The organism is Streptomyces sp. NPDC058295 (assembly GCF_042880655.1).
Taxonomy (GTDB): Bacteria; Actinomycetota; Actinomycetes; order Streptomycetales; family Streptomycetaceae; genus Streptomyces; species Streptomyces coriariae.
Genome location: NZ_JBHVYO010000029.1, coordinates 24078 through 37784, shown reverse-complemented (window position 1 = coordinate 37784; position 13707 = coordinate 24078). Strand labels below are relative to the sequence as shown.

The window sequence follows — 13707 nt, the reverse complement described above, 5'->3', positions numbered from 1 at the left end:
AGATCCCCAGGCCACCCGCTACCAGGACGGCTGCCCCACCCACGATCCACGGCGCCCTGCGTGGTGGACTTCGGTGGCGGCTCATGCATCCCACTGTCAGCCAGCCCGCAGGCGTTCTCAAGCGGTGGGCGCCGCGCCGACGGCCCGACCTGCCCTCCCCGGCGACCGTGTGGACCCGTGACGCCGAAGGACAGCCCTTTCGCGGCCGCACGGAATCCGCGCCAGCGCCGGGTGGCGCCGACGCGCCTAGGGCCATCAGGCCCCGGTCACCCGGACGTCGGGGCGCCGTCGGCCACGTCGGTGGTGCGCAGCAGGCGCAGGAACGCCTTCACGCCCGCGATGATGTCCTGATTGTCGGTGAGACGGTTCACGGTGGACTCGAACTCCCGCCCCAGCGCGGCGATTCTGCGGTCCACCTCCTCAGCCCGCTCGTACGTGCTCATGGCCAGCGCGTCCACCGTGCGGCGCAGTTCGGCGAGGGCCTTGTACTGTTCCTCCGCCTTCTCCTCCAGGGCCCGCGTCCCGGCCTCGGCACGGTCCACCCGGGCCCGCACCTCGACGACGTCGTCCCGCGGGTACGTGACGTCCTTCAGGAGCGTGCCCAGCCGCCGACGGAGCTGGCCGAAGTACGCGCCGGCCGGCCGGAAGAAGGTGCTCAGCAGGAAGAACGCCGCGAACCAGTAGCCCGTGAACTCACCCGTCGCCCAGGTCACGGAGAGGACGACCGCCACCGTCAGGACATGACCCGCGATCGCCGTCCGGAGCATCGTGCGGGCGATCCGCGCGGCCTCGGCATCGCGGGCCTGGGAAACCTCCATGCCCTTCTCACGGCTCACCGCGATCTCGGCGAGCACCGCGTGCGCACGGAAGTAGAGGTTCCAGGGCAGCGTGAGAAGGAGTATCAGCCACGGAAGGCTCAGCACGCCCGCCCCGACGGCGAACACCACCGCGGGCGGTGCGCCTGCCACGTATGCGAAGACCAACGCCGCAGCCGCCGCGACGACGGCCACCACCGCCCCCAGGAACCTGCCCATGCCCCGCCTCCGGTTCGTACGTTTCGCGCAACCAGCCCATCGTCGCCGCCCCGACGTGGGCAGGCATGAGTAGGCGTACTCAGTGCAGGGTGCGGCGCGTTCGGTGTGGCCTCGCCGGCCGGGGCGTCTGCGCGGACGGTACGACCTTGACCCGCCAGACCCGCTCACCCCGGGCGGGTACCGCATGCGGTACCAGTGGCGGTACCTTGAGTTCATGCCTGCACTCAATGTGGAATTCAGCGAAGAAGAGATGGCTCGGCTGCGCGAGCGGGCCGCTCTGACGGGCCGAAGCCTGAAGCAGCACGTACACGATGTGACGGTGGAGGAGGCCGACCGGATCTCCTTCGTCGAAGGCGCGGTCGCCGAAGCCGCCCGAATCCTGCCCGGCATCACTGCCCGCTTCCCTGAGGGACAGCGGTGAGCCCGATCATCCGCGTAGACGTCGGCTGGGTCCTGCAGATCCAGTCGGCGATCTCCCCGCTCAACGTGCCCATCGCGGACTGGGGCACTCTGGCGATCATGGCCGACCGGCACAAGTTCGAGCGGGAGCGTGGCGTCCTCTACTACGAGGAAATCGGCTCCCGGGCCGCGACCTTCCTGCACACCGCGCTGCTGTTGCGCCCTTTCACGGACTACAACCTGGTGATCGGCTGGGCCTGCGCCAGCCAGTACATGCACGTCTCCGGTCAGCCCCTCCAGGCCAAGGACGACGAGCTGTACGAACTCGCTCGGGCGGTCCGCGCACAGGAGGCCGACCTACGCACCATCGCGCAGCGCCTGGAGTCCTGGCGTACCGCGTGAGGCTCTGGAAACGAACGCCACAAAAGGGCTGCTCGGCCTCGGTGCGGATCACGGCCGGGGGCACGCGCTGCGGCCCTGATCGCATGGTCACGGCGTTGACACCCGCCCTCGCCGGACGTTGACTGGCAGCACGGCACAGGGTCAGGCCACTACGAAACACAGGTGATGCGTTCCGCCCGCCCGCCTCACCCAGACCTCGCGGGCCCACCTACCGGACGACAGCGAGGCGGCCATGACCATTGCCCGGCCCGTGAGACACGGCGCAGTCGATGAAGGACAGGACCGTCGAAGGCCTGGGCCAGGTCACCCCGAACAGCGACTTCGACCGCAGCTGCAGCCGCAGCCGCAGCCGCAGCAGGGAAGGATCGGCCTGGTCGCCGGAAGTCTGAAGCAAGCCGTCGAGAAGACCAAGAGCGCCTTCGGGCGGAACGGAAGCGGCACCTGATGATGTACGACCAAACACGCGCCCAGCAGCCCGCGGGACAGACCGGGAGCCACGCCGAGCGCCGCAGCCCGGGCCCGGAGCCACTGCTCCCGTTGGGCGACCGGGACAGGATCGCCCTGCGCCTCGGGCATGCCCTCAATACCTTCACCGAGACCCCGCGCGAGGCTCTGGAGGAGGCGGAGAGCGCCTACGACGAAGCCGCCGCCCAACTTGTGGACGCCCTCGCGGAACGGCGGCGTACCCTGCGGGCCGGCTGGGAGGACCAGGACTCCGCAACCCCGTCCGACGAACTCCGGCACGCACTGAGGCAGTACCGGGAGATCACCCGCCGCCTGCTCCAGCTCTAGCGCCTGTCCGAGGCGTCGTACGAGGTGCTCGTCCGTGCCCTTGACCCCTTCATCGGCCAGGGCCCGACGGCGATGACTCTGCGGCTGGAAACAGACAACGGGCCGGAAGAGGTGAGGGTGTACTCGGCGGCGGCCGGAGGCTACGGCGCAGAGGAGGCAGCGCTCTCCCAGGACCTGCTCGCCCGCTTCGTGGCGGGAACCGCGGACCTGCGAACCCTCGAAGCCTGGGGCCGTGAGCACGGTCAGGAGAGCACACCGAAGCCGCACGCGCGGGAGACCCTGCTCCACACCTGGACGCAGGCATGACCGACCCGCCACCGCGCCACGACCTCGCCGCCCACAACCGCGAGGCGGCGGCCGAGACCTGTACGGCACACAGCTGACACCAACTGCGCCGCTGGGTCACGGCGTTGCGGTTGCGCGTCACTGCTGCGCGAAGTGCTTCCTGAGCCAAGTGAGCAAGGCCGCGAAGGCAGGGGTCATGGCGGCGTCCGACTGTTCGAGGACTGTCACCCGGTCGCCCTCCTCCACTGTGATCGTGTAGCTCATCGCATCCCTGGCGCGGCCGGCCTGGTCCTCCTGGGGCATCGAGACGGCCGCCGCCAGCAGCTGGGCCAGTTCAGCCGCGGCGGTCTCGGGCAGGGCGGCTGTGTCCAGCACCTTGGGCGGGCGGCGGAGGTTGGTCGCTGCCGCCAGCCCGCCGTATGTCTCCAGGGTCACCGTCACACGGTGCCCTTCAGCGCGGACACGTCCTTGGCCAGCCCCGTGAGCTTGTCGTTCAGTGCCCCGATCTGCTTGGCGAGGGCTGCCTGGCCGTCCCCCCGGGTCGCGCCGCCGTTCCCGTTGACCGCGAAGCTCCGCACCCGGGCGACTCCGGTCGGGACGCCCGCGATCGGGACTTCCACCTCCTGCCATGCCGACAGCACGGCCGACTGCTCAGGGCTGCCGGCGCCGAACAGTTCCCCGGCCTTCTGGAAGGTGGTACCCGCGAACACCTGGAACTCGTCATCGGCGCTGGACGCCTTGAGCGATTCGTACCAGATGGTTCCGGCAGCCTCCCATGCGAAGCCGCCGATGCGTACGGCCGTCAGGAAGAACGCCTTGTTCGGAATGCCGGAATTGAAGTGCACTCCGCCCGAATCCCCTCGCTTGGTGTCGGGCAGGTGGAGGAACTTGCTCATCCGGTCGGGCTGGGGGTCCTTTCCGAACTTCGGATTGTTGTACGCGTGCCCTGGGTCCTTCATCGAGCGCAGGGCGTCGCCACCGATTCCCGGGGTCCATACGTCGGCCCCGATCAGCCAGTCCGCCTCCTCGGCGGTCTGCTTCAGTGACCACTGCTTCACCAGCGACCCGAAGACGTCCGACATCGACTCGTTCAGGGCCCCGGACTGATTGTGGTACTCGAATTCCGAGGTGTGATCGGTTACTCCGTGCGTCAACTCGTGAGAGATCACTTCGAGGGACCCGGTGAGGTTACTGAATTCCTTTCCGTCCCCATCACCGAAGAGCATCTGACGTCCGTCCCAGAACGCATTGTTGACCTGGAATCCGAAGTGAACGTATCCATCCAGGCGCATTCCACGGCCGTCGATGGAATTACGCCGGAACACCTCATTGTAGAAATCGCGTGTAAGGCCGAGTGCGTCGAACGCCCGATTGACGGAGGGGTCCGCGGTCTCCGGGCCGTCCTCCGGCCTGGCCAGGACAGCGTTGCCGAGGAATTCCTCCTGCTCGCAGTCGAAGAGGGTGCGTCGACCATTGCCGGGGGCGGCCGCGCCGGCGAAGGACGCTCCGGACCCCGCGCTCGCCCCGCAGCCGAGCGGTGACCAACAGGGTGTCCAAGGCGGCCTGGCGTACCTCACTGTCGTCGCTGTCCAGGAGCTTGTCGAGGATGTACGGGGGGATGATGCAATTGATCGGTCGAGCCTTACTCATGGGACACCTCCTGGGTGAGATCACCGACGGTTGAGCATTCATCGTTTCGACTGGGTGATCGACTCTTCTCAGATCGTCGCCGCTCGCGTTCGACCACCCACGCAAGGACAGTTTTTCGACATTCAACATAACCAGTCGCAGAAAACAAACCGGCATTGCCCGCTGGTGTGGCAGCAGCGGGCAGAAGCGTTGGCACCGAGCATCCCCGTTTCCAGCGGCGCAGTCACGCTGATATCTCCAGTCTCCTGCCGTCCGTGGTATTCGGCAAACGCAACTCGAGCAACCGGACACGCCGACAGACGGCGAGAAATGAGGGGCGTTTACCACGCCCCGCCTCGATCTTGCGTGAGGGTCCGTGGACAAAGTCGGAAGACGGAGCCGGAAGACGGACTCGGTGGACCCTTTCGCCTTCCAGAGCGGGTGGCGGGCAGGCCGGTGGCCCGCCCGATCAGCCGTCAGCTCTTCTTCAGCTCCTCGGCGAGCATCACGAGGATGCCGCTGGGACCGCGGAGGTACGTGAGCTTGTAGACGTCCTCATAGGTCGCCACACCGCGAAGCGGCCGGCATCCGTGCTTTGCGGCTGTCTCAAGGGCTTTGTCGAGGTCGTCGACCGAGAAGGCGACGCGATGCATGCCGATCTCGTTGGGAAGAGTGGGCTTCGACTCGATCGCTTCGGGGTGGATGTACTCGAAGAGCTCAAGGCGACCGTGGCCGTCCGGCGTCTGGAGCATCGCGATGTTGGCGTGATTGCCATCAAGGCCGACGGCGGTGTCGGTCCACTCACCACTGACCGTGTCACGGCCGATGACCGTGAGGCCGAGGTCGGTGAAGAACGAGATCGTAGCTTCGAGGTCGCGAACAGCGATACCGACGTTCTCAAGTTTGATGGCCATGCCTCGCATGCTACCGAGCCGGGCCTATCGGGTCCTTTCGGCAAGGACGCAGCCGAGTACCAGGGCACCGTCGAGGCCGACCGTGACCTGTCCGGCGTCCGGAGCGGGTTTGCCCGCCGGCGACCAGACCCGGATACGCACCTCGGACCGTGCGGCGACATAACAAATTGGCCAGGGCGCAACTGTCGACGGCTGAAACTCGTCCCTTCCTCCCGAGCCGCCGAGGCTCACGGAGATCTCGAACGAGCAAGCTCGAACAAGCAAGATGGGGGACGAACATGAACCGCACACCGAGGATGAGCCGTCGCAGACCGGGCGCCGTCCGAGCGGTCGTACTGGGCCTGTGCGCCGCGAGCGCGCTGGGCCTCACGGGGTGCTCCGGGGACGGCGGCACGGCGAGCGCCGGCAGTGACGCGAAACCGAGCGCGACAACGGCGATCGGCACCGGCGCCAAGACGGGGGCGGACGCCGATACGACGGGCAAGAAGCCCGGCGCGGAGGCTTCCACGGGCACAGGCAGCGCGGTCAAGTCCCCCGGTGTCGTTCCGGTTGCCTCCAAGCCCCCGGCCCCCACGGCGACGGCGTCGGTGGGCGCCGACAGCGATGCCGAGGACTGTGACCACAAGATGCCCATCTCCCCCGACGAGGTCGCGGTCTACCGCTACACGCCGGAAGGGGGATCTCTGAGCCTGATCGTCAAGCACGGCAACTGGGGGTGCGGCTCGCCCGACTCGGACGGCGCACCGTTCGAGACAGTCGGCGAGGAGACCTACATCCCGATGGATCAGGCCGCATACGTCACCGTGACCAACCCCATCGTCGAGAGCACCGAGAACCAGCCGTTCGGCGTCCAGGAGTTCCTGGACTGGCTCGAGGCACACCCGAACTCCGGGCTGGTCTTCACCTACCACCTCGACGGCAGCGGGGCCATCGACCGCCTCGACGAGGTCTTCACCCCCTGACAGGCCTTCATCACGTCTGTCGCGAGGGCTCTAGGTGTGGCCCGCACAGAACGGCTGACGCACGAGTTGGGCGTCCTGCGCACCACCGGGGTCGTGTTGCTCACGGGGGGCGGCGTGACCCCGACCGCAGCCTGAGCGGGCCACCCGGGCTCCCTCACGTGCCGTTGGGTACGCTGCCGAAGTGATCCTGCCGACGGTCGATGAGGTACGCGCGCTGCACGAGCGGTACGCGCCATCGGACGAGGCTTTGGAACTCGTCTTCACCCACTGCGAGATCGTCTGCGTCATCGCCGAGCAGTTGGTGGAGCAGACAGACCTCCCCGTCGACGCCGACCTCATCCGTGTCGGCGCCCTGCTCCACGACATCGGCGTCTACCGGCTGTACGACGAGGCCGGTCACATCGATCACCGCAACTACATCCGCCATGGCGTCCTCGGCCACGAGATCCTCCACGAGGAGGGATTCCCGGAGCGCCTGCGCCGCTTCTGCTCCTGCCACACGGGAGTGGGTCTGACCAGGCACGACGTCCGCCATCAGGGGCTCGGCATACCCGAGGCCGACTATCTGGCCGAGACCGTCGAAGAGCAACTGGTGATGTACGCGGACAAGTTCCACAGCAAGACGACTCCCCCTACGTTCCTCAGCGCCGACACCTACGCCAGGCGCGTGGAGAAGTTCGGCGTGGACAAGGTCCACACATTCGGCCTGCTGCGTGCCCGGTTCGGCGAACCCGATCTGACGTCCATCAGAGGGCGATACGGCCACGCGCAGGTTTGAGGCCGGCGGCGCCCTGCTACGGCGACCCCGCGCGCGCGCGCGCGCGGCGGGCCGGGGGCCTGTCCGGCGGAACTTGCCGGACAGGCCCCGGTCCCGAAGAGGGCTCAGCGCTTGAGCGTGAAGGTGAAGTCGCCGGAGAGCTTGCCGCTCAGCCGGACGGCCGAAACAACACTCCCCTCCGTGATCAGCCTCTCGACCTCGGCACGCGACAGACCGCAGCCTTCGGCGATCAGTCGCACCGGCCGGACCGGGATCCGGGCCGCGAAGCGGACCAAGACGTCGATCACCTCGCGGTCCAGGTGATCCGACCCGCCGGTGTCGAGGCGCCAGGCGTTGTCCCAGTCGAGGGCGACGCGGTTTCGGCGCCGCACGACCGGGTCCTGAAGCAACTCGGCTGCCAGAGAAGGGTCGTTGTCATGCAGCCGGTCCAGCAGCTCGGGTCGTACGGAGCGCACGTTCATCCGTTCCAGGACCGTGAGCTTCGCCGTGTCCCCGCAAGCGGTGCAGAGCACGAGGAGCCAGGCATCGAGGAGCTTGTGGTGGGCGTTGACGCGAAATTTGCCGTTTGCCCGGAAGCGGTCGGACGCGCACGCGGGGCAACGGCGGAGAACGGTCGGCAGGCAGGTGGGCGTGACCACCCAGCTATTGAGCACAGAAGTACACCGGTTTCAGTGAGAAGTCCGCAGCAAAAAGCAGCGCGGCGCACATGCGCGACGCGCGACGAATCAGCACTCGGGAGGTCTCACACGGTGTACAACGGCACGTCCTTGCCCAGACGACTTGGTTCGGCAGCACGATAATGGCGCACAGCGGCGCTGCTCCACCGGTTTTCGAGAGGCGCCTCACCGCCAGATCCTGTCCGGCGGATCACGGACAGAGCCCGTCGCCGGTCCGCGTTACGGATGCTCCGGTTGCTGCGTCGCCGGCGCTGTCGCCATCGTCATCACCGTCGTCATCGCCTCCGACGAAGGCTTTCGCGCGGGCCGCCGCCCGGATCTGGCCTTGCTGCCCCGGCGTGGGGTCTGCGTTTCGCTGGGGCGTACGAGGAGGCCGGCGGGGTGCTGGCCGCGGCTGCGAGCGAGCGGTTGTACCGGCGGCTGCTGGACGGGCCGGCGTTCGGCGGGCCTGCAGTGGGTGGCGCGGCCGTGGCAGGAGGCCGGGAGGGCGGAGCTGACGACGCGGGCCGTGGAAGAGCGGCTGGATGCCTACGTCACCGCTCTGATGGACACGCTGGGCTGAGCCGAGACGGTACCGGACGCGGGCAGGGTGGCGAGGGCCGGGAGTGGCTTCGACATCCGGCGGCGGGGCCGCTCGCGCACGCGGCCGGCTGAGAACGCTCCGGCGACGTGCGGCCCTCCTGGCGCAGGATCTCTCGTTGCGTTTCCGGCATGGCCAGGGACCCACGTGGACCAGGTCCTGCTGCGCGTCCACAGGCGTTGCGGGGCCGCCCGGCCACCCTGCGGGTCTGTCCCAGGCCCCATTTTGCGGCCCGCCCGAGTACTTCACGGGCGCCGGCCCCGTCCCCCTCGCCGGTCACCGAGGGCAGAAATGCCCCATGAGCGAGGCGACAGTGGGTACGCGGATTTTGCGACAACGACCACCTGTGATGAATGACAAGCAACGACCCACGGAAAGAGTTCTATGGTCACCGCGCTTGAGAACCGGGCATCGGATGAACAGGAACCCGCGGCGCCCCTGCGATACAGCGCCGCCTGGGACACCGAAGACGTATCGATCTCCGAAGCCCGAGCAGCCGTACGTACCCTGCTGGCCGAGGCCGGCATTCCCCCTGACGACCGGCCGAGCCAGGACGCCCAGCTCGTCGTCAGTGAGCTGATCGCCAATGCGCTGCGCCACGCACCCGGTCCGGGCGACCTGGCGCTGGAGGTGACGCCCGATGCCGCCTTGCTGCGCATCACCGTGCGCGACAGCTCCCCGCGCCCGCTCGAACTGCGCGCGCACGACGCCCGCCGCGTCGGCGGGCACGGCCTCTATCTGGTCACCCGGCTGTGCGACCAGCTGCACACCATCGCCCTGGAGACCGGCAAGCAGATCGTCGCGCATCTCCGCCTGCGCAAGCCCGTCGGCCAGAGCCTCCCTGCCTGAGCGGTCGCAGGCCGGGGCGGGCGGTGTGCCCGCCTCGCTCGCGGCGCCGTTTCAGTGCGGGGGCCGTGTCAGTGCGGGGTGAGCATGCCTTCGCGCAGCCGGGCGAGGGTGCGCGACAGCAGTCGGGAGACATGCATCTGCGAGACGCCCAGGTGTTCCCCGATCTGGGCCTGGGTGAGTTCCTCCACGAACCGCAGGTGGATGATCTGCCGGTCCCGCTCGCCGAGCTCGGCGAGCAGCGGGGCCAGGGCGTGGAAGTCCTCCACCAGCTCCAGAGCCCGGTCCTCGGCGCCGATGAAGTCCTGGAGCGCCGCTTCGCCGTCCTCGCTGCCGCTGATGGCGGCGTCCAGGGAGGACGAGTTGTAGCCGTTCGCGGCGAGGCGGGCCTCGCACACCTCTTCCTCGGGAAGGCTCATCAGCTCCGACAGCTCCTTCACCGTCGGGGTGCGGCCCAGCCGGCTGCGCAGCTCCTCCGTGGCGCGCGCGAGCTGGACGCGGGCCTCCTGGAGCCGGCGGGGCACGTGCACGGCCCAGGTGGTGTCGCGGAAGAACCGCTTGATCTCGCCCACGATGTAGGGGATGGCGAAGGAGGTGAACTCCGCCTCCCGGGAGAGGTCGAAGCGGTCGATCGCCTTGATCAGTCCGATCATGCCGACCTGGACGATGTCCTCCATCTCCTCCGGCCCCCGGCTGCGGAACCGGCCGGCCGCGAAGCGGACGAGGGACATGTTCATCTCGATCAGCGTGTTGCGCGCGTACTGGTGCTCCGGCGTGCCTTCCTCCAGCACCGCGAGCCGGTCGAAGAACAGCCGTGACAGCTCGCGGGCGTCCCTCGGCGCGACGCGAGAGGGATCGGCGACCTCCGGCAACTCGCCCGCCTGCGTGTCCGTAGCCGTCGCCCTCATGAGTTCCATGACCTGCCCCTCCCGATATCGAAGCCCGATCGCCTCCGCCGGCTGAACGCAACCGGCACCGCCGCGCGAATACCCCCTCATTGTGCACCTATGCCGGCTGTCACCCGGAGGGTGGGATTCATCGGTACCGGGGCAGTCGGAACAAGCGGTGCGCCGAACGGACGTGCTGCCCAGCGGCTGAGGAGGTCAGGGCATGGCAGGACCGGAGCACACGCAGAGCCACCCGAGACGGCTCCTGTCGGCGCCTGCCACCGGGGTCGGCGAGGTGCTGGAAGCCATCGGGACCGCGGCTTACGTCGTCGACGAGCGGGGCCGCATCGTCGCTGTCAACTCCCGCACCGAACGGTTCCTGGACCGGCCCGCCGGAGATCTCCTCGGCCATGACGCGCACGACCTGCTGCACCGGGACGCCCACGGCCAGCCCTTGCCGAGGACTCAGTGCCGTATGCGGCAGGCCTTCCACGCCGGGCGCACCGACCAGGCCGAGGAGGACTACTTCGCACACGGAGACGGCACCGTGCGGCCCATCTCGTGGCTGATCACCCCGTTCGATCTCGGTGGGTGCGAACGCGGCACGCTCGTCCTCTTCCACGGCCGGCTACCGCAGGAGGCCGACACGCGGCCGGAGCCGGCGGCCACCCTGCTGCCGGATCTCGAACGGCTCGCGCTCCTGGCCGCGACCACCACCCAGCTGACCTCCACCCTCGATGTCGACGAGGCACTGCGGCGCCTGGTGACCCTGGTGGTGCCCCGACTGGCGGACTGGGTCATCATCGACCTGATCACCGAACGTGACGAGGTGTGGCGCACCGTAGTCGTCGAGGCGGACGGTGAGGCCCTCGTGCCGCACGAAGAGCTTCAGGGACCGATGCCGCCGATCCCCGAGGAATCGCCGATGCCGTTGTCCAGGGCCCTGCGCGGAGTCGCCTCCACGCTGGCCGGCCCGCAGACCTACCAGGGGCCGCCGGATTCCGGCATCGCGGTCGAACAGCGCCGCCTGTTCGACGCCACCGGAGTGCACTCGGCGGCCATCGCGCCCATCCGCAGCACCCGCGCCGTCCTCGGGGCCCTGACCCTGGGCCGGGCCAGACAGCCCGGGGACTTCAGGACCGCGGATCTTCCGCTGATCGAGGACATCGCCCGCCGCGCCGGCCTCGCGCTGGACAACGCGCGCCTCTACCAGCGCCAGCGCAAGGTCGCCGAGACCATGCAGAACCATCTGCTGCCACAGATGCCGCGCGTGCCCGGGTTGCAGATGGCGGTCCGCTATCTGCCCGCGCCCGACGCCTCGCAGGTGGGGGGTGACTGGTACGACGCCTTCTCGCTGTCCGACGGCGCCACCGCGCTGGCCATCGGCGATGTCGTCGGACACGATCTGGAGGCCGCGGCCGGCATGGCGCAGGTGCGCAACATGCTCCGCGCCTACGCCTGGGCCCTGCAAGAGCCCCCCAGCGGGATCGTCGAACGCCTCGACGAGGCGGTCATGCACATCACCGACGTCACCATGGCCACCATGATCCTCGCCCGGGTCGAAGAGGCCGACGAGGGCCGGTGGAAGCTGTCCTGGAGCAACGCCGGCCACCCTCCGCCCCTGCTGATCAGCCATGACGGCCTGGCCGAATACCTCACCGGCGGCCACGGCATCCTCCTGGGCACCGGAGCCGGCGGACCCCGCACCGACGGCACCGCCCTGCTGCCGCCGGGATCGACCCTCCTGCTGTACACCGACGGCCTGATCGAGGAACCCGGCCACACCCTCGACGAGGGCCTGCACCGGCTGCGCCGGCACGCCGCCGCTCTCGCCCACCGTCCTCTGGACTCCTTCACCGATCAGTTGCTGCGCCGGGTCCGCCCGACCGCCAACGACGACGACGTCGCCCTGCTCGCCGTGCGGGCCCCCACCCGGACATGACCCGCACGCTCCCCCATCACCTCAAGGTCGCCGCGGTGTCAGCTGTCGGGACCTGCGTGCGGACCCGCTCACCCCGCGATGCGGCGTGGCCCACTCGGCCTGGCCGGCGCCCGTGCCGGGTCGGCTCTTTGTCCGCCGCTCGCGGTCCAGCCGGTCAGGCCGCGTACTGGTGGGCCGGATCGGTCAGGCAGCCGTTGTCGCCGCCCTGGTAGTCCGTGGTCTCGTCGACGGGGGCGATCGGGAGTCCCCGTCACTTCACCTGCGTCGCTGCGGGCTCGTCGCTGCGGGGCGGGTCCGGTCTCGTCCGGTCGGCGCGATTGCCGTGCCAGTCCAGTATCAGGACCGTGGCGTCGTCCTTGAGCTTGCCGCGGCAGGCGTCGAGCACCGCGGCGGTCAGGCTCCGGACGGCTTCACGCGGGTGCAGCGCGCGGGTGTCGTGGATGACCGAGGACAGGTCGACGGCCGCGGCATCGCGGTCCTGCATTCCGTCGGTCAGCAGGACCAGGCGGTCTCCGGGCCGCAGTTGGAGTTCCTGTAGGCGGTACGCGGTGGGGGCCACCACTCCGAAGGGCAGGTTGACGGCCAGCCTGACCTCTTCGACGATGCCGTCGCGCAGCCGCAGCGGCCTGGGGTGGCCGGCGTTGACCAGTTCGCACCGACCTGTATCGAGGTCGACGCACAGCAGCTGCCCGGTGGCCAGGCCACGGCCGTGGCTGAGCAGGGCCTGGTGGGCGTGGCGGGCCTGCTTGAGGGCGTCGCAGCCGCTGCGGCGGGCCCGGCGCAGCGCGCCGACCAGCAGGGTGGCCAGCAGGGCCGAGTCCGTGTCGTGGCCCATGGCGTCGGTGATGGACAGGTGCAGCGTGTCGCGGTCCAGGGTGTAGTCGTAGGTGTCGCCACCGATGTCGTCGGCCGGCACCAGCCCGGCGGCGAGGGTGAACTGGTCCGCCTCGCAGCAGGGCGCCGAGGGAAGCAGCTGGTGCTGGATCTCCGCGGCCAGGCTGGTCTCGGTGGTGCGCCCGCCCAGGTGGTAGAGGTCGGTGAAGCGGCGGTCCGTGACGATGATGTAGGCCAGCGCGTGTGCCGCGTCTCGGACCTGCCGCAGCACCGTGTCGTCGGCGGACTGGAGGGTGACCTCCAGGACGCCGATGCAGTCGCCACGGTTGGTGACCGGCGTGATGACGCGCCGTCCGCCTTGGCCGTCCGGTTCCACATGCTGGCGCTGGCTGCGCAGAACGCTGTCGTACACGCTGCCGTGCAGGTCGATCGGCTCGGCATCGTCCGCGGCCTCACCGCCGGCCGCGACCAGGCGTACCAGTCGCTGACCGATGAGGTCGACGAACAGGAAGGACACACGCTCCGCGCCGAACCGCTTCTGCAGATCGTGCGCCACGACGTCGACTGACTCACCGGGCGGCGCCGCCTCCGCGGCGGACAGCAATTCGCCCAGTTCCAGATCTCCACCCTCCACGACAACCTCCTATCGGCTGTCGCATCTTCTTCCCCGAGTCTCCGCAACATCACCTAAAGTCCTCATCTCGCCTGGTCAGGACGGCGGGTCAGGGCGAAATCCCCTTGCTGGA

General features: G+C 69.1%; 16 protein-coding genes and 1 pseudogene. 9 read left to right on the top strand and 8 right to left on the bottom strand.

Going from position 1 to position 13707, the window contains the following annotated elements:
- Nucleotides 1-266: 266 nt before the first annotated feature.
- Nucleotides 267-1034 carry a hypothetical protein gene (locus tag ACFVYS_RS27955; RefSeq protein WP_389506360.1) on the bottom strand — a complete coding sequence of 256 codons (768 nt, stop codon included), beginning with the start codon at nt 1032-1034 and terminating at the stop codon, nt 267-269.
- A gap of 214 nt (nt 1035-1248) precedes the next feature.
- Here ACFVYS_RS27955 and ACFVYS_RS27950 point away from each other — a divergent pair, with 214 nt between their 5' ends.
- Together ACFVYS_RS27950 and ACFVYS_RS27945 are read left to right on the top strand one after the other, a co-directional pair.
- A complete protein-coding gene (locus ACFVYS_RS27950; protein ID WP_389506358.1) occupies nt 1249-1455 on the top strand; it encodes a hypothetical protein in 207 nt (68 codons plus the stop codon).
- Entirely contained in the window at nt 1452-1835 is a 384-nt protein-coding gene (locus tag ACFVYS_RS27945; RefSeq protein ID WP_389506356.1) for a hypothetical protein, read from the top strand. The genes ACFVYS_RS27950 and ACFVYS_RS27945 overlap by 4 nt, the downstream gene beginning before the upstream one ends.
- 208 nt (nt 1836-2043) lie before the next feature.
- Here the strand turns inward: ACFVYS_RS27945 and ACFVYS_RS27940 are convergent, their stop codons facing one another.
- A complete protein-coding gene (locus ACFVYS_RS27940; RefSeq protein ID WP_389506354.1) occupies nt 2044-2229 on the bottom strand; it encodes a hypothetical protein in 186 nt (61 codons plus the stop codon).
- Nucleotides 2230-2279: 50 nt separating this feature from the next.
- On the opposite strand from ACFVYS_RS27940, the gene ACFVYS_RS27935 reads away from it, so the two are divergent.
- Together ACFVYS_RS27935 and ACFVYS_RS27930 are read left to right on the top strand one after the other, a co-directional pair.
- Entirely contained in the window at nt 2280-2627 is a 348-nt protein-coding gene (locus ACFVYS_RS27935) for a hypothetical protein (protein WP_389506352.1), read from the top strand.
- A gap of 24 nt (nt 2628-2651) precedes the next feature.
- The gene (locus ACFVYS_RS27930; RefSeq protein ID WP_389506350.1) at nt 2652-2933 is read left to right on the top strand and encodes a hypothetical protein; all 282 of its coding nucleotides are present in this window, start codon (nt 2652-2654) and stop codon (nt 2931-2933) included.
- A 117-nt stretch (nt 2934-3050) separates the two neighbouring features.
- Here ACFVYS_RS27930 and ACFVYS_RS27925 read toward each other — a convergent pair whose 3' ends face one another.
- The 3 genes from ACFVYS_RS27925 to ACFVYS_RS27915 all read right to left on the bottom strand — a co-directional run bounded on the left by ACFVYS_RS27925 (nt 3051) and on the right by ACFVYS_RS27915 (nt 5455).
- Entirely contained in the window at nt 3051-3347 is a 297-nt protein-coding gene (locus ACFVYS_RS27925) for a protealysin inhibitor emfourin (protein WP_389506348.1), read from the bottom strand.
- Between the two features lie 2 nt (nt 3348-3349).
- Nucleotides 3350-4489, bottom strand: a complete 1140-nt coding sequence (locus tag ACFVYS_RS27920) for a M4 family metallopeptidase (protein WP_389506346.1) — start codon at nt 4487-4489, stop codon at nt 3350-3352.
- A gap of 528 nt (nt 4490-5017) precedes the next feature.
- Complete coding sequence (locus ACFVYS_RS27915; RefSeq protein ID WP_389506344.1) at nt 5018-5455, bottom strand: VOC family protein; 438 nt, start codon at nt 5453-5455, stop codon at nt 5018-5020.
- Between the two features lie 278 nt (nt 5456-5733).
- Between ACFVYS_RS27915 and ACFVYS_RS27910 the strand changes: the two genes are divergently transcribed.
- On the top strand, nt 5734-6417 hold the full coding sequence (locus ACFVYS_RS27910; protein ID WP_389506342.1) for a hypothetical protein: 684 nt from the start codon (nt 5734-5736) through the stop codon (nt 6415-6417).
- Nucleotides 6418-6598: 181 nt separating this feature from the next.
- Nucleotides 6599-7195 (top strand): HDIG domain-containing metalloprotein, encoded by a 597-nt coding sequence (locus tag ACFVYS_RS27905; protein WP_389506340.1) that lies wholly within the window; start codon nt 6599-6601, stop codon nt 7193-7195.
- Between the two features lie 104 nt (nt 7196-7299).
- On the opposite strand, the gene ACFVYS_RS27900 is transcribed toward ACFVYS_RS27905, so the two are convergent.
- Nucleotides 7300-7848, bottom strand: a complete 549-nt coding sequence (locus ACFVYS_RS27900; protein WP_389506339.1) for a DUF1062 domain-containing protein — start codon at nt 7846-7848, stop codon at nt 7300-7302.
- A gap of 348 nt (nt 7849-8196) precedes the next feature.
- Here ACFVYS_RS27900 and ACFVYS_RS27895 point away from each other — a divergent pair.
- A pseudogene (locus tag ACFVYS_RS27895) lies at nt 8197-8434 on the top strand (aminoglycoside phosphotransferase family protein); the annotation flags it as partial.
- A gap of 402 nt (nt 8435-8836) precedes the next feature.
- Nucleotides 8837-9301 carry an ATP-binding protein gene (locus tag ACFVYS_RS27890; protein WP_389506337.1) on the top strand — a complete coding sequence of 155 codons (465 nt, stop codon included), beginning with the start codon at nt 8837-8839 and terminating at the stop codon, nt 9299-9301.
- Nucleotides 9302-9369: 68 nt separating this feature from the next.
- On the opposite strand, the gene ACFVYS_RS27885 is transcribed toward ACFVYS_RS27890, so the two are convergent.
- Nucleotides 9370-10215 (bottom strand): RNA polymerase sigma factor SigF, encoded by an 846-nt coding sequence (locus ACFVYS_RS27885; RefSeq protein ID WP_389506336.1) that lies wholly within the window; start codon nt 10213-10215, stop codon nt 9370-9372.
- 193 nt (nt 10216-10408) lie between these two features.
- Here ACFVYS_RS27885 and ACFVYS_RS27880 point away from each other — a divergent pair, with 193 nt between their 5' ends.
- Nucleotides 10409-12127 (top strand): SpoIIE family protein phosphatase, encoded by a 1719-nt coding sequence (locus ACFVYS_RS27880; protein WP_389506334.1) that lies wholly within the window; start codon nt 10409-10411, stop codon nt 12125-12127.
- Nucleotides 12128-12377: 250 nt separating this feature from the next.
- Here the strand turns inward: ACFVYS_RS27880 and ACFVYS_RS27875 are convergent, their stop codons facing one another.
- Nucleotides 12378-13595 (bottom strand): PP2C family protein-serine/threonine phosphatase, encoded by a 1218-nt coding sequence (locus ACFVYS_RS27875; protein ID WP_389506332.1) that lies wholly within the window; start codon nt 13593-13595, stop codon nt 12378-12380.
- Between the last annotated feature and the right edge of the window lie 112 nt (nt 13596-13707).